Genomic DNA, 19,691 nt, shown 5'->3' on the forward strand with positions numbered 1-19,691 from the left:
GCCCGCTAGCTCGCGGCGCGCAGGCCCGCGACCGGCCTGGAACCGCGGTCGCCGCCTGCCAACCCTTCGAACACGGTGTCGACGATGGCGGCCAGCTTGTCTTCGTGCAGGCGGTGATGGATCATCATCAGCACCTGTGGCGAAGTGTAGGCGAGGACCATCTGGTTGATCAGCGTCAGCGCTTCGGTGATCTTGAGATCGGGAAAATAGCCGTCGGCCTGCGCTTCGGCGATCAGCTGGCTGAGGTAATGATCGGCCAGGTCGATATAGCCGCGCACGTCTTCGAAGCGCTGGCTGCCGAGCTCGCAATAGAGCGCAAAGGTCGCTGGGTCGGCCTCGTAGCGCTCGCGCTCGCGCAGGTAGCGGCGGGCGAAGAATTCGTAGAACTTGCGCCGGACGGGCAGGTCGCTGGCGACGACCTCTTCCATGATCCGGATATCGGGCTCGTACCAGTGTTCGACGATCGCGTTGAAGAGATCGTCCTCTTCGTGAAAATGCTTGTCGACCAGCGAGCGCGAGACCCCGGCCTCTGCCGCCAGCGTCGCGCGGCTGACCTGTTCGCCGCGCTTTTCCGTCACCTGCATGGCCAGCTCGACCAAGCGGCGCTTGTCGTGCTCCGGATCGCCAGACGCTACCACGATGCTTCTCCCTGCATTCGCAGCAATCTAGGAAGCGATTGTGACTGCCGAAAGGGGGCGCGCGACGAAAGGTGGCGGTTTTTGCCGCAAATTCCGCAACGCGGCGTTACTTTTGCGCGCTGCTGCCTGCCTGCTCTTCTGCCATCAGCCGCCGCGCCTGCGCCTCCAGCACCTTGTACCGCTCGTAATCGGGCCGCCGGGAGCGCATAAAGTCGGCAATTCTCGCCAGCGTCTCGCCGTAGTGCTGCGTCGGCCAAATCGGATCGCTGAATCCCAGCACCTTGCGATCGCTGTCGACCCACGCTGCGACGATCGGCACGTCGGCGGCGCGGGCGATATTGTAGAAGCCCGATTTCCAGCTGCCGTCGCTCGTCCGGCTGCCCTCCGCGGCGATGACGAGCGCAAGATGGTCGCGCCTGGCATATTCCGTCGCGATCTGCTCGACGTAATTGGCGCGCTTGGTGCGGTCGATGGGGATACCGCCCATGTCGTACATGAAACTCTTCATCCAGCCCTGGAACAGGGTGTGCTTGCCCATGAAATTGGGATGCACGCCCTCGACTTCGGTCGCGCCGGCGAAGAACACGAAATCCCAATTGGAGGTGTGCGGCGCGCCAGCGATGACGTATTTCTGCAAATCCTTGGGCAGGCCGGTGTCGATGCGCCACCCCTGCCAGCGATAGATCCAGACGATGATCCGCCGGACCAGGCGCGACAGCAGCGACCGCTTGTACGCAGGTCCTTTCGACATGTTCTCTCCCATTGCCGCTACGGACTAGCAGAGGCGCGGGGGAATGCGAGCGAATTGCCACCCTAGATTGCAAGGGCCGGAGCGGCGGATCTCGAGAGAAAGGGCGACCCGCGGGGGCCGCCCTCCTGCATTGCCAGCGCTGCCTATTGGTTGGTCATATCGTCCGGGACGACCGGGCTGCCGAGTTCGGGCTCGCGGCTGAAGGGCGGATTGTCGCGGCTATAGCGCTCGCCGGTGACAGTCACCGTATTGTCGATCGCAACATCGTCGGGAAGCCGGATGAGGCTGCCGTTCGACAGGGCAAAATAGGCGATGCTGCCTTCGTAGTCGTCAATGGAGAAACGGTAGCCGTCGTCGAGACGATTGACCGTGCCGGTCCGCTCGACGCCGTCGGAGCCGGTATAGCTGTAGCTGTCGTTTTCCGAATTGAGGGTGAGGCTGGTGCGCGTGCCGTCTGCGCGCTGCACGCTGTAGGTGCCCGAATAGTCGCCCGCGTCGGCCATCGGCGTAGGGGTCGCCGGTGCGACAGGCTCGGCGACTTCCGCCGAGCCGGCAGCACCATCTGCCATTTCGGTATCGACGCTCTCGGCGGCATCGTCGTCGGCACAGGCCGCCAAAAGGGCGAGCGGTGAAAGCGCAGCGATTACAAGAAGCTTTTGCATGGGGATGGATCTCCTGTTCCTGACCCGCCCAACGCGTCTGTCGGCGAAAATATCCCGACTACATCCTGAACACGCCAAAGGCGGGCCGCCCAGCAATCGGTGCCTCGAGCGCCGCCGCAAAGGCCAGTCCCAGCACGTCGCGGGTCTGGACCGGGTCGATCACCCCGTCATCCCACAACCGCGCGGTGGCGTGATAGGGGTTGCCTTCGTCTTCGTATTTCTGGCGGATCGGGGCCTTGAATTCCTCGGCCTGTTCGTCCGACCACTTATCTGCATCGCGGTGGACGGTGGCGAGGACGCTCGCGGCCTGTTCGCCGCCCATCACTGAAATGCGCGCATTGGGCCAGGTGAAGAGGAAGCGCGGAGAATAGGCGCGGCCGCACATGCCGTAGTTGCCTGCGCCGAAGCTGCCGCCGATCACCACGGTGACTTTGGGCACGGTGGCGGTGGCGACGGCGGTGACAAGTTTCGCGCCATGCTTGGCGATGCCTTCCGCCTCGTACTTCCCGCCGACCATGAAGCCGGAGATGTTCTGCAGGAACAGCAGCGGGATGCGGCGCTGGCAGGCGAGCTCGATGAAATGCGCGCCTTTCTGCGCGCTCTCCGAAAACAGCACGCCGTTGTTGGCGAGGATTGCCACCGGCATGCCCCAGATATGCGCGAAGCCGCACACCAGTGTGCTGCCGAAATGCTGCTTGAACTCGTGAAACTCGCTGCCATCGACCAGCCGCGCGATCACCTCTTTCACATCGTAGGGCGCGCGGACGTCCTCCGGCACGAGCGCGTAGAGGTCGTCCGCGTCGTATTTGGGCGGGCGCGGGTCCTTCAGATAAGACTGAGCCCCAGCGGAGGCTGGGACCTCGTGCGGGTAGAGGGAGGCCCCAGCCTTCACTGGGGCTCGCAAGTTTCCAAGGTGCGAAACGATATCGCGCACGATGGTGAGCGCGTGCTCGTCGTTCTCGGCCAAGTGATCGACTACGCCCGATTTCCTGGCGTGAAGGTCGCCGCCACCAAGGTCCTCGGCGCTGATCTCCTCGCCCGTTGCGGCCTTCACCAGCGGCGGGCCGGCGAGGAAGATCGTGCCTTGGTTGCGCACGATCACCGTCTCGTCGGACATCGCCGGAACGTAAGCCCCGCCCGCCGTGCAACTCCCCATCACACAGGCGATCTGCGGGATGCCGAGCGCGCTCATGTTCGCCTGGTTGAAGAATATTCGCCCGAAATGATCGCGGTCGGGGAAGACTTCTGCCTGGTGCGGCAGGTTCGCCCCGCCGCTATCGACGAGGTAGATGCACGGCAGGCGGTTCTCCTGCGCGATCTCCTGTGCGCGCAGATGCTTCTTGACCGTCATCGGGTAATAGGTGCCGCCCTTCACCGTGGCATCGTTGCACACGATCATCACCTGACGGCCCGAGATGCGCCCGATCCCGCAGATCAGCGAGGCGCCGTTGATGTCGCCCTCATACATGCCGTTGGCGGCAAGCTGGCCGATTTCGAGGAAGGGAGAACCCGGATCGAGCAGCCGTTCGACCCGCTCGCGGGGAAGCAGTTTGCCGCGCGACAGATGGCGTTCGCGGCTACCCTCCGACCCGCCCAGCGCGGCCTCGGCCACTGTCGCACGAAGGTCTTCTGCAAGGTTCCGGTTATGCTGGAAGCGCGCCCTGGCTTGCGGGTCTTCGCGGTCGAGCTTGGTGGTAAGAACGGGTGCGGTCACGTGGTCTCCGTGGATTCGGCCTCTTTTTCGGCCTTGTCGGTAAACAGGTAGCGATAGACGCCGATGCAATTGATGCAAAGCAGGCCGACATTCTGCCACGCAATGCCCGAAGCATCCGGGTTGAGGAATCCCCACGCCACAAGCGCGATGGAGCTGGTGACGAAAATCACGAAGCCCCAGCCGGTCCATTGCGCGCCGAGATTGAGCGATACGATAAACGCCGCAACCAGTCCCGCGATCGCGCCATACCATTGCAGGATGGTGAGCAAGGTATCGCTCATGCGCGGCCAGGCTCCCGAATACTTCCCCATAGCCCCACGAGCGAGACCGCGAAGGCGAGCCCGATCAGCCAGGTCAGCACACCGAGGTCGAAATTGCCGGAATTGGCCGAGGCCGGATCGAACACCTTGCCGAAGAAACTGCCATACAGCATCCCCGCGCACACCCCCCATCCGCCGATGAAGATCCCGCGCCGCACTGCCGTCGGCCGCGCCATCAGGATCGCGCCCGCCAGCAGCAGCCCTCCGGCAAGGAAATCGTCGAGCACGAACATGATCGGCCGTCCCACGCCCCACGAGCGTATGAGCTCGCCGATCATCAGCGACAGCGCGAGGCCTGCGCCGAGGAAGCGGAGGAGGGGGAGGGTCACCCCGCCGCCCCGATCAGTTCGCGGCAGAGATGGAAAGTGAGGAGTGGTGTGGTCATATAACTTGTCGAACTGTCCAATGCTGCGGGTTTATTCGAGGTCGATTGACACGCGATAGCGGTCCCCGTCGACCTCCTTAAAAAGTAACGCGTATTGCAAGGGGTAAGGTTCTTTCCACCCATAGCGCGAAAACTCACGCTTCATTGCTTCGGCGACGCGTGGGGTGTCGAAGTGATGTGCTTCTTCCTTCGTGCCGTAATGAAGAAACGCGAGCGGCTTTTCGTCTAGGATAGGCCACTCAAACGGATTGAAGCACGCAATTCCAGGAGTGCGCTGCAACAATTCCGCTTCGAATTCGGGTCGCATTTTTTCATGAGAAACGTCGTGAAGAGTGAAGAATTCATCGTCGAGAAAGTCAGCCAAGTCACCATTGTAAATGCAGCTGGCACATACGGTCACCTTTGCTTTATGTGTGTAGATCGCTCCAGTATAGCGCCAGATACAAGGGCGAGCGCACACTTCGCACGGCACTTCATCTCGCTCAAATGCGCGGCCAATTTCATAAGCGTTGGGATTGAACCGAAAAAATGGTTTGCGGTCGGCGCTCATCCCGCCGCCCCGATCAGTTCGCGGCCGATAAGCATACGGCGGATCTCGTTCGTGCCCGCGCCGATATCGAGCAGCTTGGCGTCGCGCATGTAGCGTTCGACCGGCCAGTCGAGCGTATAGCCTGCACCGCCCAGTGCCTGCACGCTCTCGGCAGCCACGCGGAAGGCGTTCTCCGATGCCAGCAGGATCGCGCCAGCCGCATCGAAGCGGGTGGTCTTTTCCGCGTCGCAGCTCTTGGCCACGGCATAGGTGTAGGCGCGCGCCGATTGCAGCGAGACATACATGTCGGCGACCTTGGCCTGCATCAGCTGAAACGAGCCAATCGGCTTGCCGAACTGCTTGCGCTCGCGCAGGTAGGGGATGACCGTGTCGAGACACGCCTGCATGATGCCGAGCTGCAAGCCGGCGAGCACCACGCGCTCGTAATCGAGACCGCTCATCAGTACGCCGACGCCGCCATTGACCGGGCCCATCACGCGGTCTTCGGGAATATGGCAATCGTCGAACACCAGCTCCGCCGTTGGCGAACCGCGCATACCGACCTTTTCGATTTTCTGGCCGATGGAGAAGCCCTCGTCGTCCTTCTCGACTAGGAAAGCGGTGATGCCGCGCGAGCCTGCGCTGCCATCGGTTTTCGCGTAAACTACCAGCGTATCGGCTTCCGGCGCATTGGTGATCCAGAACTTGGTGCCATTGAGCACGTAGCCGCCCTGCACGGCCTCCGCCTTGAGCTTCATCGAGACCACGTCGGACCCCGCCGCCGCTTCCGACATCGCCAGCGACCCCACGTGCTCGCCCGAGATCAGGCCGGGCAGGTACTTCGCCTTCTGCTCGTCATTGCCCCAGCGACGGATCTGGTTAAGGCACAGGTTGGAATGGGCGCCATAGCTGAGCCCGACCGAGGCGCTCGCCCGGCTTATTTCCTCGACCGCGATCACGTGTTCGAGATAGCCGAGCCCGAGCCCGCCATGCTCTTCTTCCACGGTAATGCCGTGGAGTCCCAGTTCGCCCATCTGCCGCCACAGGTCGCGCGGGAACCAGTCCTCGCGGTCGACCTTCTCGGCCAGCAGCGCGATCTGTTCATCGGCGAAGCGCGCGGTGCTTTCGCGGATCATGTCGGCGCTTTCGCCGAGCTGGAAATCGAAATCGGGGGTGGCACGCATCGGTCAAATCTCCTTGGCGCTGCGCATAGCAATCCGCGCGGCCCGCGCAAACCGGTTGCAGGCGAAATCAAGGCGTTACTTGCGGTCCATTTGCAAAATCAAAGGCTTGTTGTATGCGAACGGCGACTCCGTCGCACCGGGAACCTTCTTGAACAATCTCAGCCCCGACCTTTGGCCTGCAGGCCGATCGCCCGTTGCCAGTCTTTGCGACGAAGGCGAGCGGCTGAGCGTTCTCGCAGGCTTCGGCGTGGATGGCCTGGAAGACGATCCGGAACTTTCCGCCATTGCGCAATTCGCCGCGAAGCTGTGCGGCGCCCCGATCGCACTGGTTTCCATCGTCGAAGATGAACGGCAGCGTTTCGTCGCCGGCATGGGGCTGGACGCCAAGGAAACGCCGCGCGACCAGAGCTTCTGCGCCCACGCCATGCTCGGCGCCGAAGTGATGGTCGTCGAGGATGCGACGCGGCATCGCGCCTTCCGGGACAACCCGCTGGTCACCGGAGAGCCGCATATCCGCTTCTATGCCGGCGCACCGCTGATATCCTCCGAAGGGGCGCCGATCGGGGCCCTGTGCATCATCGACCGGCAGCCCCGCCCCGACGGGATCGACGATTTGCAGCGCGAAGGGCTGCAGGTGCTGGCCATGAACGTGATGCGGCGGCTCGAGACGCAGCGGCAGGACCGGCGGAGCGAGACCGCGATCTCGACCCGCGAAGACCGCCTGCACGCGATGATCGACAGCGTTCCGGACATCGCCTGGTCCGCCGCCCCCGGCCCGGTCTTCGACACCTTCAATGCCCGGTGGGAAGCTGTCACCGGTGGCGCGCATCCGCGAACGGTCGAGGAATGGCGCGCATTCGTCCACCCGGAAGACTGGGATGCATCGGTTGCAAAGTTCCAGGCGTCGGTCGCCTCGGCCGAGCCCTTCGAAGACCAGTGGCGGATGAAACAGGCCGACGGGACCTGGCGCTGGGTCCTTTCCCGCGCCGTGCCGTCGGCCCCCGATCCGGCCAGGGCACACTGGTTCGGCACCATAACCGATATCGACGACAGTTATCGCGAGGCCGAGCGGCAGGATATCCTCGCGAAAGAACTGGCCCATCGCATCAAGAACATTTTCGCCGTCATCGCCGGGTTGATTACCCTGCGCAGCAAGGCCAAGCCCGAGGCAAAGGCCTTTGCCGACGAGCTGACCGAGACGGTCTATGCGCTGGGTCGGGCGCAAGACTTCGTCATGCCGCTGCGCGCGGAAAAGGGCGACAGCCTGCGCAGCCTGCTCGATATCCTGACCGCGCCCTATGGGCCTGGAGCTGAGCGTCAGGTCCATGTGACCGGTGACACGGTGAAGATAGGATTCCGCGCCGCCACCCCGATGGCGCTGATCTTTCACGAACTGGCGACGAATTCGGCCAAATACGGGGCATTGTCGGTGTCCGAGGGGCGGATCGACGTCGAGCTGGAATCGGATGACGGGACGGTTCGGATCGCGTGGAAAGAGCGCGGCGGACCGGAGGTCAGCGAGCCAGACGACAGCGGCTTCGGCTCGCGCCTGCTGCAGATGAGCGTCCAGTCGCAGCTCAACGGGGCCATCGAGCACACGTGGGAACGCGATGGCCTGCGCGTCGTGCTCACACTGCCGTTGGCCTCGCTCGCCGATTGAGCGATTTCCGGGTGGAGGCTTTCGCTGCCGGGTTCTGCTGCCTAAAGTCGCCCGATGGCGGATAATTCGGCGGCTTTCCTGCGCTTCGACCAGATCGAAAAGCACTTCGGCGCAGTCAAAGCGGTGGACCGTGTCGACCTGGCCATCGCGCAAGGCAGCTTCGTCGCACTGGTTGGGGCCTCCGGATCAGGCAAGTCGACCTTGCTCAAAATGGTCAATCGCCTCGCGGAGCCGAGCGCGGGCCGCGTGCTGTTCGAAGGCGGGGATGTCGCCAGCCGTCCCTTGCCCGCATTGCGGCGTATGATCGGCTACGTGTTTCAGTCGATCGGCCTTTTCCCGCATATGAGTGTGGCCGAGAATATCGGCATCGGGCCCCGCATCGCGGGCGAAAGGCTTGGTGGCGCACGCATCGCGGAACTGCTCGAGCTGGTCGAACTCGACGGCAGCTATGGCGAGCGCATGCCGCACCAACTGTCCGGCGGGCAGCGCCAGCGGATCGGCGTCGCGCGGGCGCTGGCGGGCGATCCGAAACTGCTGCTGATGGACGAACCCTTCGGCGCGCTCGACCCCGTAACCCGCGATGCGCTGGGCAACCGGGTGCGCGAACTCCATACCGAATTCGGCCTGACTACGGTGTTGGTCACGCATGACATGGCCGAGGCCCTGCTACTGGCCGACCGGGTGCTGGTGATGCAAGGCGGCAGCATCGTCGCCGATGAGACGCCCCGCGCGCTGATCAACGGTGCGGGCGGCGACATCGCGCAGGGCCTCGTCGCGGTGCCGCGCGCCCAAGCGGATGCGCTCGCGGGGATGGAGGCGTGAACGGAATCTGGGAAACGATGCTCGGCCTCGGCGACAAGCTCGCCGCGCACGTGCTGCTGGCTGCGAGCGCCATTGCGCTCGGCATTGTCGTCGCTCTGCCGCTGGCGGTCTGGGCCAGCCGCAACACAACCGTCGCGCGCATAACGCTGGGCTTCGCCAGCCTCGTGCAGACCATCCCCGCGCTGGCCCTGCTGGCGCTGTTCTTCCCGATCCTGCTGAGCCTGCGGGCGATATTCGGGGAAGGCCTGCCGACGCTCGGCTTCCTGCCCGCGCTGCTGGCGCTGGCGCTCTATGCGCTGCTGCCGATCCTGCGCAACGCCGTGACCGCGCGCGACAACATGGCGCCCGGCGTGCTCGAAGCCGCCGACGGCGTCGGCATGTCCAAATGGCAGAAACTGCGGCTGGTCGAGGCGCCGCTGGCTGCCCCCTATGTCATGGCCGGGATCCGCACCGCGTCCGTGTGGACCATCGGCGCGGCGACCCTTTCCACCACCATCGGCCAGCCGAGCCTCGGCGATCCGATCTTTGCCGGGCTGCAGACGCAGAACTGGTCGCTGGTGCTGGCGGGCTGCCTCTCCTCGGCAGCATTGGCACTGATCGCCGACGCGCTGCTGGGCGCGATCGAGCGCGGTTTCGCCGAGCGCAAACCATGGCTGGTGTGGGGCGGCGCAGCGGCGGCGGCACTCGGCATCTTCGCTTCGGCCTGGGCGCTCTACGGACCCAGCGGCGAAGACGATGACGACACGATAGTGATTGCCGCCAAGCAGTTCTCCGAGCAATATATCCTCGCCCGGCTGATCGGCGGACAGCTGGAGAAAGCCGGCTACAATATCGAATATCGCGACGGGCTCGGCTCGGCGGTGGTCCACAATGCCGTCAGCACCGGGGCGATCGATATCTCGATCGATTATACCGGCACGATCTGGACGAACAATTTGGCGCGGCAAGACAATCCGGGGCGCGACGCAATGTACCGGATCATCAAGCAATGGGAGGCGGAGCAGACCGGCACGCTGGTGCTCGGCAAGCTTGGTTTCGAGAACGCCTATGGTCTCGGAATGCGCGAGGACCGGGCGGAGAAACTGGGCGTGACCGGCATCGGCGATCTCACACCGATAGCCTCACGGTTGGTCACCGGCGGCGATCCCGAATGGTTCGAGCGGCCCGAATGGATCGCGGTGCGCGATGCCTATGGCCTGGAATTCGCCCGCCAGCGCAATTTCTCGCCCACCTTCATGTACAATGCGCTCAAATCGGGCGAGGCGGATGTGATCAGCGCCTACACGTCGGACGGACGCATCGCGGCGGACAATATCCGTATTCTCGACGATCCGAAGCAGGCGCTACCGAGTTACGATGCGATGATCATGATCGCCCCGGATCGCGCCGACGACGAGCGGCTGATCGCGGCGCTGGAACCGCTACTGGGCGCGATCGATGTCGAGCTGATGCGCGAAGCCAACCTCTCGGTCGATCGCACAGACGGGCAGAAGATGAGCCCCGATCAGGCCGCCGCGATGATCGCAGAGCGGATCGGGCTGGAACGCTGACCTAGCGCGCGCGGCGCCAGTTCTGGGTCTGGCAGAACGGGCCGATGCAGCCCTTCACCTCGAGCACGCTTGCGCTCTTGCGGCGCACGACCGAACGATAGGTCTTGCCGTTGCGCGGATCGTAGATGTCGCCGCGCCACAGATCGTCATCGACCGTCAAATTGGTCAGCAGAGGCGTGCCGAGCAGTTTGCGGCTGCGCAGGCGCGGATTGGGATTGTTGACGTCTTTCTGATTCACGCCATTGGGGGGCGTTTCGAGATATTTGCTCAGCTTGCCGCAATAGCTCGCGCCGCATTTGCCGATCGTTACGACCGCATCGCCTTCCTCGGTCACCCAGCGTCCGCTGATCGGATCGGCGGCAAGAGCAGGGGTCGCGGTGCAGGCAAGAATGGCGGCGGCGGCAAGCAGGCGTTTCATTAAAAAATCTCTCCTTTGCAGGTATATACCCGCGTGATTGCCAATTGGATGCACGTTCGCCGCTTAATCCGATGTGAAGCCGACCCCGCCGTTCCAGCCCGGCCCGGCGAGGCCCATGACCTTGAACAGGCTGCCCATCTGGTCGGGTGCGATCAGGCGTTGCTTCGCTTCTTCGAGCTCTGCCGCATAGTGGGGTGCCTTTGCCGCCAGTGCCTGCGCGCGCGCTTCGATGCCGAGCGCGCTGAGCCAGGCACCCTGTTCGACCGTACCGATATGGCGCGCCTCGCGCGATTGCGCGACGCGGGCCAGCGTCCCGAAATCGACCAGCGCGGTCAGGTCGGCCGAGCCCGGTTCGGCGAGCGGATCGACTTTGTCGTGCGCGCGGACCGCCTGGAGGGTCGAGCCCGCTTCCAGTGTCTCGTAGCCGTAGTCTATGAACAGCGCCGTCCCGCCCTGCTCGACCAGCCGCCCGGCCACCTCATAAAGCGTCGCCGCCGCGCCGGGGCAGGTCTCGAGGATGGTGCCCGGATCCGCATCGCGCCAGTCTGCGGGCACGGCGGAATCCATCGGCCTGTCACCTGCAACGAACACGAACCGCTCGTCCTCGCCCAGCGCCACCATCCGCTCGCGCCAGCCCTGCCCGGTCCTGACCAATTGTCGCACCGGCAGCGCGTCGAGGAATTCGTTGGCGACGAAGACCAGCGGCACATCGACGGGCAGGGTCGAAAGATCGTTGTGGAACTGCGCCTCGGCAAACGCCTTCGCCTGCTCTTCGCGCAAGGTGGCGGACCCTTCGACGAAATGCACCGGCGGCACGAAGCCGTATTTCCTCGCCGCCCGCAGCGCATCCTTCGCCAGCGTTCCGCGCCCCGGCCCCAGCTCGACATACTGGACGTATTCGTCGCGCCCGGCGTTGATCCACATGTCGGCCAGCCACAGCCCGATCAGCTCGCCGAACATCTGGCTGATCTCGGGCGCGGTGATGAAGTCGCCAGCGCTGCCGAGCGGATCGCGGCTGTCATAATAGCGCGCGTTGCTTTCGCCCATGAACTGGCTGACCGAGATCGGCCCGGTGTTGCGGATCAGGCGGCGGAAGATCTCTGCGAGCGTTTCGGCCATCGCCCCCTCACGCCGAGGCTGGCTTCTCGGGCGTGCCCTTGGTCTTGCGGGTCAGCGCATAGACCACCACCGCCAGCCCGACGAGGATCATCGGGATCGAGAGCCACTGGCCCTGGCTCAACCCGGTGTCGCGGACGACATCGGCAAGATGCGCGTCGGGTGCGCGGAAGAATTCGTTGACGAAGCGCGCGCCGGCGATGCCGATGGTGAAGACACCGACCAGCACGCCGGGCCTCCACCGCGCTCTGGTCTGCCAGAACAACAGCAGCATCACCGCCATCATCAGCAGGCCTTCCAGCCCGGCCTGGTAAAGCTGGCTCGGATGCCGTGCGACCTGATCGGGATCGGTCGGGAAAATCATCGCCCAGCTGACATCGGTCGGGCGGCCGTACAATTCGCCGTTCACGAAATTCGCCATCCGCCCGAGGAACATGCCGAAAGGCACGTTGACGGCGATGTAATCGCACACGCGCAGCCAGTTGAGCTTGCCGCGCCACGACACGAACAGGATCGCCAGCACCACGCCGATCACCCCGCCGTGAAAGCTCATGCCGCCTTCCCACACCTTGAACATGTCCAGCGTGCCGAGCAGATCCGGGCGGTAGAACAGCACATAGCCGATCCTGCCGCCGAAAATGACGCCGAGCGTGCAATAGAAGAACAGGTCGTCGGCATGGCTCTGCGCCATGGGCGCGCCGGGTGCCTTGATCATCTTGCCGAGGTGCCAATAGGCGAGGACGATACCGACTATATAGGCGAGCGAATAAAAGCGCAGCGTGAAAAAGCCGAGATCGATCCCCGGCGACAGGCCGAGCTCGGACCAGTAGATCGGCTGCGAAGCAGCGTCGGCCAATAGTGACAGCACGGACAAGACCTCTTACATGGGGCGCGAGACAACGAGGACACGGCCCTTCTTTCGGCACGGCTTTGGCACAGCCCGGGTTTCGACGAAACCCCGAAGCGAAGGAGCTTGCCCCGCAAATCGACGGAGAGAAATACAGATGCCGACCCAGCTCGATCTTACCCTTGATGCGATCATGGACAAGCTGACCGCCGAAGGCGCACCGGCCGAAACCGTGACCTTCGCCCGCAACGGCACGGACATGCCCGCGCTCAAGAACGCCCCGCCGAGCCTGGCGCATTATTTCGCGCATTATTGCAACGAGCATAAGGATGCCGAATTCCTCGTCGATGGCGGCTGCCGGCTGACCTTCGGGCAGACCTGGGCCGCCGCCCACGCCGTCGCGGCCGGTCTCAGGAACGAACACGGCATGCAGAAGGGCGACCGCGTCGGCATCGCGGCGCGCAATTCGGCCAACTGGATAGTGCTCTACATGGGCATCATCATGGGTGGCGGCTGTGCGACCCTGCTCAACGGTTTCTCCAACGGGGAGGAACTCGCCGCCTCGATCGATCTCGTCGAATGTAAGCTGGTGTTCGCCGACGAAGGCCGCGCCAAGCGGCTCGAGGGCACCAACCACGGTGCCAGGATCGTGCTGTTCGATCACGATTGCGACCCGAGCACCGGCCTGAAAGTGGCTTGGGGCGATCCCGGCACCGTCAACCCGCTCGATGTCGGGCCGGACGATCTGTGCACCGTGCTCTACACCTCCGGCTCGACCGGGCTTTCCAAGGGCGCCTATTCCGACCACCGCGGCGTCGTCCACGGATCGATGAGCTATGCGCTCCAGTCGCTGATGGCCTTTACCTATCTCGACAGCACCGGCGACGCCCCGACGACGCAGGCCTGCGCGCTGCTCGCCGTGCCGCTGTTCCACGTCACCGGCGAAGTCCCGCTGTTGCTGCAGAGCTACGCGCTGGGCCGCAAGGTCGTGCTGATGCCGAAGTGGGATGCGGGCACCGCCTTGCAGCTGATCCAGGACGAGAAGGTGAGCTATTTCGCCGGCGTGCCGCTGATGACCTACGAAATGGCTACGCATCCCGATCGCGACAAATACGATGTGTCGACCTGTTCCGGCTGGGCCGCCGGCGGCGCGCCGCGCCCGGTCGACCATGTCGAGAAAATCAAGGACGCTTTCCCCGAAGGCAACCCGCTGCTCGGTTACGGCCTGACGGAAACCAACGGCGTCGGCTGCGGCAATTTCAACGAGAACTATCTCGCCAAGCCTTCAAGCACCGGCAAGCCGAGCCGCCCGCTGGTCGACCTCGCCATTCTCGACGACAACGGCAAGGAAGTGCCGCAAGGCGATGTCGGCGAAGTCTGCATCCGCTCGGTCTGCAATTTCCTCGGCTACTGGAACAACGAGGAAGCGACCAAGGCCGCCTTCACCGACGACATGTATTTCCGCACCGGGGATCTCGGCCGGGTGGACGAGGACGGATACCTCTTTATCGTCGACCGCAAGAAGGACATCATCATCCGCGGCGGCGAGAACATCACCTGCATCGAGGTCGAGGAAGCGATTTACGCGCATGACGACATCGCCGAATGCAGCGTCTTCGGCCTGCCCGACGAGCGCTATGGCGAGATCGTCGGCGCGGTGTTCCTCGCCAAACCGGGCAGCGGCCTGACCGAAGAGGGCCTGCGCGACTTCCTCAAGGATCGCCTCGCTTCCTTCAAGCAGCCGGTGGTCTATTGGCAGGCGAGCGAGAGCCTGCCGCGCCTCGGCACCGCCAAGATCGACAAGCGCACCCTGCGCGCCAAGTATACGGAAGAATACGAGGCAGCTTGACCGACCCCAAGGTCCCCCGCCAACGCCGCATCATCGACCGTCGCAAACTCGCTGCGGCGGTCGAAGCACTAGCCGAGCAGCAGGGCGAGAAGGCCCGCCCGGCGGTCCTGAAAGTACTGCGCGAGGCGCTGGAGAAGGGTCGCGACGAACTGTCGCAGCGGCTGCTCGACCGGCCGAGCGCCGGGCACCAGATCACCGCCGGTCACGCGTTTCTGGTCGACCAGCTGGTGCGGGTGATCTTCGACCATGTCACCACGCATCTCTATCCCGTAGCCAATCGTTCCTCGTCGGAACGGATCGCGGTCCTCGCGGTCGGCGGATATGGCCGCGCGGAGATGGCGCCGCAGTCCGATGTCGACATCGCCTTCCTGCACCCCTCGCGGCGAACGCCCTGGTGCGAGCAGGTGACCGAGGCGATGCTCTATTTCCTGTGGGACCTCGGCTTCAAGGTCGGCCAATCAAGCCGCACCCCCGAAGACATGGTGCGCATGGCCAGGGAAGATCTCACCATCCGCACCGCGCTGCTCGAAGCGCGCTTCGTCTGGGGCGACCGCGAACTCTACGACGAGGCGCGCAAGCGCTTCTGGAGCGAAGTCGTCAACGGTACAGAGCGGCAATTCGTCGCCGAAAAGCTCGCCGAACGCGATGCGCGGCACGAGCGGATGGGGGGCACGCGCTACGTCGTCGAGCCCAACGTCAAGGAAGGCAAGGGCGGCCTGCGCGACCTGCAGACGCTTTACTGGATCGGCAAATACATCCACCGCGCGCGCGGAGCCGCCGAGCTGGTCGATGCCGGGCTGCTGACCGAGACGGAATATCACGGGTTCCGGCGCGCCGAAGGATTCCTGCTGGCGGTGCGCTGTCACCTGCACGAGATCACCGGGCGGCCCGAAGACCGGCTGACCTTCGATTTCCAGAAACAGATCGCCGAGCGCATGCGCTTTGCCGAACGGCGCGAGAAGAGCGCGGTCGAACGGTTCATGCAGTATTATTTCCTGCAGGTGAAACGCGTCGGCTCGCTGACCGGCGTATTCCTGGCGCAGATGGACCAGCAATTCGCCCGCAAGCGCGCGCGCACCGGCCTGCTGGCGGGCTTCAACGCCAAATCGCGCATGCTCAAGGGCTATACGGTATTCGGCGGCAAGATCGCCGCGCCCGGCGACAACTGGTTCCGCGACGATCCAGTGCGGCTGATCGAAATCTTCCAGCTCGCCGAAGCCAACGGGCTGGAGATCGATCCGCGCAGCATGCGCCAGGCCGATCGCGACAGCGTGCTGATCAAGGACCAGGTGCGCAACGACCCGCGCGCCAATGCCATCTTCCTCGACCTGCTGTGCGGGCGCAACGATCCGGAGACCGCGCTGCGCTGGATGAACGAGGCGGGCGTGTTCGGAAAGTTCGTGCCCGATTTCGGCCGCGTCAACGCGCAGATGCAGTTCAACATGTACCACCACTACACGGTGGACGAGCACACCATCCGCGCGATCGGGTTCCTCTCCAAGATCGAGAAGGGCGAGCTGGCCAAGGAGCATCCGCGCTCGACGCGCGAGATTCACAAGGTCAAGAGCCGCCGCGTCGCTTTCGTCGCGGCGCTGCTGCACGATATCGCCAAGGGGCGCGGAGGCGACCATTCGATCCTCGGGGCGGAAGTGGCCGAGGAACTGTGCCCCCGTTTCGGGCTCGACGAAGACGAGACCGATCTGGTCGCGTGGCTGGTGTTGCAGCACCTGCTGATGAGCTCGACCGCGCAGAAGCGCGACCTGACCGACCCCAAGACGATCGAGGATTTCGTCGCCGAGGTGCAGAGCCTCGAGCGGCTGCGCCATCTCGCGATCCTGACCAGCGTCGATATCCGTGCGGTCGGTCCGGGGACATGGAACAGCTGGAAGGGCCAGTTGCTGGGCGAGCTCTACGATGCCGCGCACGAACGGCTCCGGCTCGGCCATATGAAGCATCATCGCTCCGAACGCGTGGCAGCGAAGAAAGAGGCCGTGCGCGAGGCCTTGGGCGGCAAGGCGGCGCTGCTGGAAAAGCATGGCAGGCTGCTGCCCGATTCCTACTGGATCGCCGAACCGGAAAACGTGATCTCGCGCAATATCGTCCAGTACGACGTCGCCCGCGAGATCAGCGAGGACCTGTCGATCCATTGCGAATTCGACGAGGAACGCGGCGCGACGCTGGTCACGGTCATCGCCGCCGACCATCCGGGCCTGTTCTATCGCATTGCCGGAGGCATTCACCTGGCTGGCGGCAACATCATCGATGCCCGTATTCACACGACCCGCAACGGCTGGGCGATCGACAATTACCTGGTGCAGGACCCGGTCGGCCAACCCTTTGCCGAAGAGCGGCAACTTGCCCGGATCGAGCAGGCCATCGCCGATGCCATTGCCAATCGCGGCGAACTGGTGCCCAAGCTCGCCAAGCGTCCGCTCAAGCAGACCCGGGCCGGCGCCTTCGACGTCCGCCCGCGCGTCCTGTTCGACAACGATGCTTCGGGTCGGTTCACCGTGATCGAAGTCAACGCCCGCGACCGGGCCGCGCTGCTCAACCGGCTGGGCCGCGCGCTGTTCGAAAACCAGGTCATAGTCCAGTCGGCCCACATCACCGCCTATGGCGAGCGGGCGGCCGATACGTTCTATGTCACCGACCTCACAGGCGCCAAGATCACAGACGAAAGCCGCATGGACACGATCCGGCAGGCCCTGCTCGATGCCGCGAGCGACGCGCGGCAGGCCGAGCTCGAACCGGCCTGAACCGGGTCGATCGGCGCCGTTCGATACCGCCTTTCATCGCTATCCGAACCCGGCCCGTCCGGAATCAAGCGCGAATCCGGCCAGCTGTTAATTTGCGGGAAAGATTGGCAGGAACAGCGTCCTGTCCGGTCGCGTTTTCCCCGTCGTCGGGTGAACGCATGCCTGCGCGATCGCGACCATCGATTTATCGGCGGGCTGCGTGTCCCCCACGGTGCCTCAACAGCGCACCTTGCGCGTGGCTCGCTTTGCAAGGAGCAAACCAATGTCCCTCTCGATTACCACTTCCGGCAAATTCGCTGTCGCTGCGGCCATGGCTGCAGCCTTGCCGCTCGGCGCTTCGGCGCAGGACTACGAAAACACCGATCCCGACCGCACGCTGACCGTCTATGCCACCGTGCCCGCCGACATTGCGGAACTGCCCGATGGCCCCGAGCTCGAGGGTTATATTTCGGCGCGCAAGGACGAGCGCATGCAGGTCACCACCATCGGCGGCCAGCAATCGGTGGTCTTCATCAGCGAAGCGACCGAGATCCGCTCGCGCGGCGGTTTCCTCGGCCTCAGCCGGACGAGCCTCGGCGCGGATGCGCTGATGAACGGTCTGCCGGTGAAGGTCGAAACCAAACAATGGAGCGACGGGCTGATCGCCAGCCGCGTCCGCCTGTCGAACGACGATCTCGAAACCGCGACGATGATCCGCACCGGCACGGCGCAGGGCTTTGCCGAGCAGACCGCCGCCACCGAAGCGCTGCGCGGACGCGTCGGCGATATCGACAATTACCTGATCAAGGACACCACCAACGTCTATTTCGACAGCGGCAAGTGGCGGCTCGACGGCGAAGCCCAGCGCGACCTGTGCCAGGCCGCTGCGCAGGCCGAGGCGACCGATAACGCCCTGCTGCTGGTCGTCGGCTACACCGATGCCGACGGCAGCGAGGAACTCAATCAGGAGCTGAGCGAACGCCGCGCGGCGCGAGTGACCAACTATCTGCAGCAGGAGTGCGGCTGGAAACCCTGGCGCATGCTGACCCCTACCGGCATGGCCGAAGCCGATCCGGCGGCGGATAACTACACCCCGCAAGGCAAGGCCCAGAACCGCCGCGTGGCGGTCAACATCCTCGTCAGCAAGGCTGTCGAGGGGCTGTAAGGTCCGGTATTGACCATTTGAGAGGGGCGGGCTTCGGCTCGCCCCTTTTCGTGTGCGCTACCCCCGATCGCCGAACAGCGCGGTACCGACCCGCACGTGCGTTGCGCCGAGCATGATGGCGGTTTCGAAATCGCTGCTCATCCCCATGCTGCGGGCTTCTAGTTCGTTCTCGCGCGCCAGCTTGTCGAGCAGCGCAAAGAAGGGTGCCGGTTCGATGTCGAACGGCGGGATAGACATCAACCCGACCACCGGAATGCCCGCCTCGCGCGCCCGCTCCAGCATGGCGGGTACCTCGCCGATCGGGCAGCCGCCCTTCTGGTCCTCATCGCCGATATTGACCTGCAGGAAGCACGGGACCTGCTTGCCCGCTTTCTCCATCGCCTTGCCGAGCGCCTTCACCAGGCTCGGACGGTCGAGCGAATGGATGCAGTCGAACAGCGCGACGGCGTCTTCCGCCTTGTTCGACTGCAGCTGGCCGATCAGGTGCAGTTCGACATCGGAATAGGCCTCGCGCAAAGCAGGCCATTTTTCCTTCACTTCCTGCACGCGGTTTTCGCCGAAGACGCGGTGGCCCTGTTCCAGCAGCGGCTCGATCGCCTCCACCGGATGGGTCTTGCTGACCGCGATCAGCGTGACTTCATCGCGGTCGCGCTGGGCGATTGTGCAGGCCCTGGCGATGCGGGCTTCCGTTTCTTCGAGCGGGGTAGTGGGATCACTCATGGGGCTGCGCTATAGCGGGCGCGTGGCACACTTCCAGACCTGTCTTGAGCGTAGTCGAAAGGACTTACCTGACCTCTGGCTCCTGTCCGACGAGCGCAACGACGGCGTGCTCGAACACCGCTTGCGCACGCTGCCGCCGGGATCGGGCTTCGTCTATCGCCATTATCATCTGCCGCCCGCAGAGCGGGTCGCGCGGTTCTTTGCATTAAAGCGTATCGCGGAAGCACGCGGGCATCTCGTCATCCTCGCCGACAGCGCGTTGACCGCACGCGAATGGGGCGCAGACGGGATCTATGGCGCACCGCGCAGCCTCTATCCCACGCGCCGCGACCTGGTGACCATCGCTACCGCGCACGACCTTGCGGAAATCGGCCAGGCCAATCGCGCCCGCTCCGACGCGGTGATGCTTTCGCCAGCCTTCCCCACGCGCTCGCATCCCGGCGCTGCGACGCTCGGCCCGCAGCGGTTCCGACGTCTCGCGCGTCATGCACAGATGCCGGTCATTGCGCTGGGGGGTATGACGCAAGCCACCGCGCGACGCCTCGATTGGCCGCGCTGGGCCGCGATCGACGGACTCAGCTAATTCGCGCCATTCGTCGCGGGAATCTTGACCCGGACTCGCCAAG

The 19,691-nt window shown here is 64.3% G+C and carries 19 protein-coding genes; 7 read left to right on the forward strand and 12 right to left on the reverse strand.

Annotation, left to right across the window (positions count from 1 at the left end; all coding sequences use genetic code 11):
• Positions 1–5 precede the first annotated feature (5 nt).
• From EL2594_RS11560 to EL2594_RS11595, 8 genes are all read right to left on the reverse strand, one after another.
• Positions 6–638: a TetR/AcrR family transcriptional regulator gene (locus EL2594_RS11560; protein ID WP_011415265.1), complete on the reverse strand. Its 633-nt coding sequence runs from the start codon at positions 636–638 to the stop codon at positions 6–8.
• 106 nt (positions 639–744) lie between these two features.
• A complete protein-coding gene (locus tag EL2594_RS11565) occupies positions 745–1,389 on the reverse strand; it encodes a 1-acyl-sn-glycerol-3-phosphate acyltransferase (protein ID WP_011415266.1) in 645 nt (214 codons plus the stop codon).
• 143 nt (positions 1,390–1,532) lie between these two features.
• Complete coding sequence (locus EL2594_RS11570) at positions 1,533–2,051, reverse strand: hypothetical protein (RefSeq protein ID WP_011415267.1); 519 nt, start codon at positions 2,049–2,051, stop codon at positions 1,533–1,535.
• A 58-nt stretch (positions 2,052–2,109) separates the two neighbouring features.
• Entirely contained in the window at positions 2,110–3,765 is a 1,656-nt protein-coding gene (locus EL2594_RS11575) for a carboxyl transferase domain-containing protein (protein WP_011415268.1), read from the reverse strand.
• Positions 3,762–4,046, reverse strand: a complete 285-nt coding sequence (locus tag EL2594_RS11580; protein ID WP_011415269.1) for a hypothetical protein — start codon at positions 4,044–4,046, stop codon at positions 3,762–3,764. The genes EL2594_RS11575 and EL2594_RS11580 overlap by 4 nt, the downstream gene beginning before the upstream one ends.
• The gene (locus tag EL2594_RS11585) at positions 4,043–4,414 is read right to left on the reverse strand and encodes a hypothetical protein (RefSeq protein ID WP_011415270.1); all 372 of its coding nucleotides are present in this window, start codon (positions 4,412–4,414) and stop codon (positions 4,043–4,045) included. Before EL2594_RS11585 ends, EL2594_RS11580 begins: the two co-directional genes overlap by 4 nt.
• 87 nt (positions 4,415–4,501) lie before the next feature.
• Positions 4,502–5,020 (reverse strand): CbrC family protein, encoded by a 519-nt coding sequence (locus EL2594_RS15190; RefSeq protein ID WP_011415271.1) that lies wholly within the window; start codon positions 5,018–5,020, stop codon positions 4,502–4,504.
• Entirely contained in the window at positions 5,017–6,183 is a 1,167-nt protein-coding gene (locus EL2594_RS11595; RefSeq protein WP_011415272.1) for an isovaleryl-CoA dehydrogenase, read from the reverse strand. The genes EL2594_RS15190 and EL2594_RS11595 overlap by 4 nt, the downstream gene beginning before the upstream one ends.
• 148 nt (positions 6,184–6,331) lie before the next feature.
• Between EL2594_RS11595 and EL2594_RS11600 the strand changes: the two genes are divergently transcribed.
• From EL2594_RS11600 to EL2594_RS11610, 3 genes are read left to right on the forward strand one after another with little or no spacing between them, the layout of a single operon-like run.
• A complete protein-coding gene (locus EL2594_RS11600) occupies positions 6,332–7,843 on the forward strand; it encodes a sensor histidine kinase (RefSeq protein WP_233994271.1) in 1,512 nt (503 codons plus the stop codon).
• A gap of 54 nt (positions 7,844–7,897) precedes the next feature.
• Positions 7,898–8,665: an ATP-binding cassette domain-containing protein gene (locus EL2594_RS11605; RefSeq protein ID WP_011415274.1), complete on the forward strand. Its 768-nt coding sequence runs from the start codon at positions 7,898–7,900 to the stop codon at positions 8,663–8,665.
• Entirely contained in the window at positions 8,662–10,215 is a 1,554-nt protein-coding gene (locus EL2594_RS11610; protein ID WP_011415275.1) for a glycine betaine ABC transporter substrate-binding protein, read from the forward strand. The genes EL2594_RS11605 and EL2594_RS11610 overlap by 4 nt, the downstream gene beginning before the upstream one ends.
• Position 10,216: 1 nt before the next feature.
• On the opposite strand, the gene EL2594_RS11615 is transcribed toward EL2594_RS11610, so the two are convergent.
• The 3 genes from EL2594_RS11615 to lgt all read right to left on the reverse strand — a co-directional run bounded on the left by EL2594_RS11615 (position 10,217) and on the right by lgt (position 12,617).
• Complete coding sequence (locus EL2594_RS11615) at positions 10,217–10,633, reverse strand: DUF2147 domain-containing protein (RefSeq protein WP_011415276.1); 417 nt, start codon at positions 10,631–10,633, stop codon at positions 10,217–10,219.
• Between the two features lie 63 nt (positions 10,634–10,696).
• Complete coding sequence (locus EL2594_RS11620) at positions 10,697–11,752, reverse strand: class I SAM-dependent methyltransferase (protein ID WP_011415277.1); 1,056 nt, start codon at positions 11,750–11,752, stop codon at positions 10,697–10,699.
• A 7-nt stretch (positions 11,753–11,759) separates the two neighbouring features.
• Positions 11,760–12,617, reverse strand: coding sequence for a prolipoprotein diacylglyceryl transferase (gene lgt / locus EL2594_RS11625; RefSeq protein ID WP_196793198.1), 858 nt, complete (start codon positions 12,615–12,617; stop codon positions 11,760–11,762).
• A gap of 136 nt (positions 12,618–12,753) precedes the next feature.
• Here lgt and EL2594_RS11630 point away from each other — a divergent pair, with 136 nt between their 5' ends.
• The 3 genes from EL2594_RS11630 (at position 12,754) to EL2594_RS11640 (ending at position 18,345) form a co-directional block, all read left to right on the forward strand.
• The gene (locus tag EL2594_RS11630; RefSeq protein ID WP_011415279.1) at positions 12,754–14,445 is read left to right on the forward strand and encodes a class I adenylate-forming enzyme family protein; all 1,692 of its coding nucleotides are present in this window, start codon (positions 12,754–12,756) and stop codon (positions 14,443–14,445) included.
• Positions 14,442–17,201, forward strand: coding sequence for a [protein-PII] uridylyltransferase (locus tag EL2594_RS11635; protein ID WP_011415280.1), 2,760 nt, complete (start codon positions 14,442–14,444; stop codon positions 17,199–17,201). The genes EL2594_RS11630 and EL2594_RS11635 overlap by 4 nt, the downstream gene beginning before the upstream one ends.
• Before the next feature lie 262 nt (positions 17,202–17,463).
• On the forward strand, positions 17,464–18,345 hold the full coding sequence (locus EL2594_RS11640; protein WP_011415281.1) for an OmpA family protein: 882 nt from the start codon (positions 17,464–17,466) through the stop codon (positions 18,343–18,345).
• Between the two features lie 57 nt (positions 18,346–18,402).
• Here the strand turns inward: EL2594_RS11640 and EL2594_RS11645 are convergent, their stop codons facing one another.
• Positions 18,403–19,065: a YggS family pyridoxal phosphate-dependent enzyme gene (locus tag EL2594_RS11645; RefSeq protein ID WP_011415282.1), complete on the reverse strand. Its 663-nt coding sequence runs from the start codon at positions 19,063–19,065 to the stop codon at positions 18,403–18,405.
• Here EL2594_RS11645 and EL2594_RS11650 point away from each other — a divergent pair.
• A complete protein-coding gene (locus tag EL2594_RS11650) occupies positions 19,052–19,648 on the forward strand; it encodes a thiamine phosphate synthase (protein ID WP_233994272.1) in 597 nt (198 codons plus the stop codon). The two genes, EL2594_RS11645 and EL2594_RS11650, sit on opposite strands and share 14 nt — an antisense overlap.
• Positions 19,649–19,691: the final 43 nt, after the last annotated feature.

Origin of the sequence: Erythrobacter litoralis HTCC2594, from assembly GCF_000013005.1 — a bacterium.
GTDB classification, from domain to species: domain Bacteria; phylum Pseudomonadota; class Alphaproteobacteria; order Sphingomonadales; family Sphingomonadaceae; genus Parerythrobacter; species Parerythrobacter litoralis_A.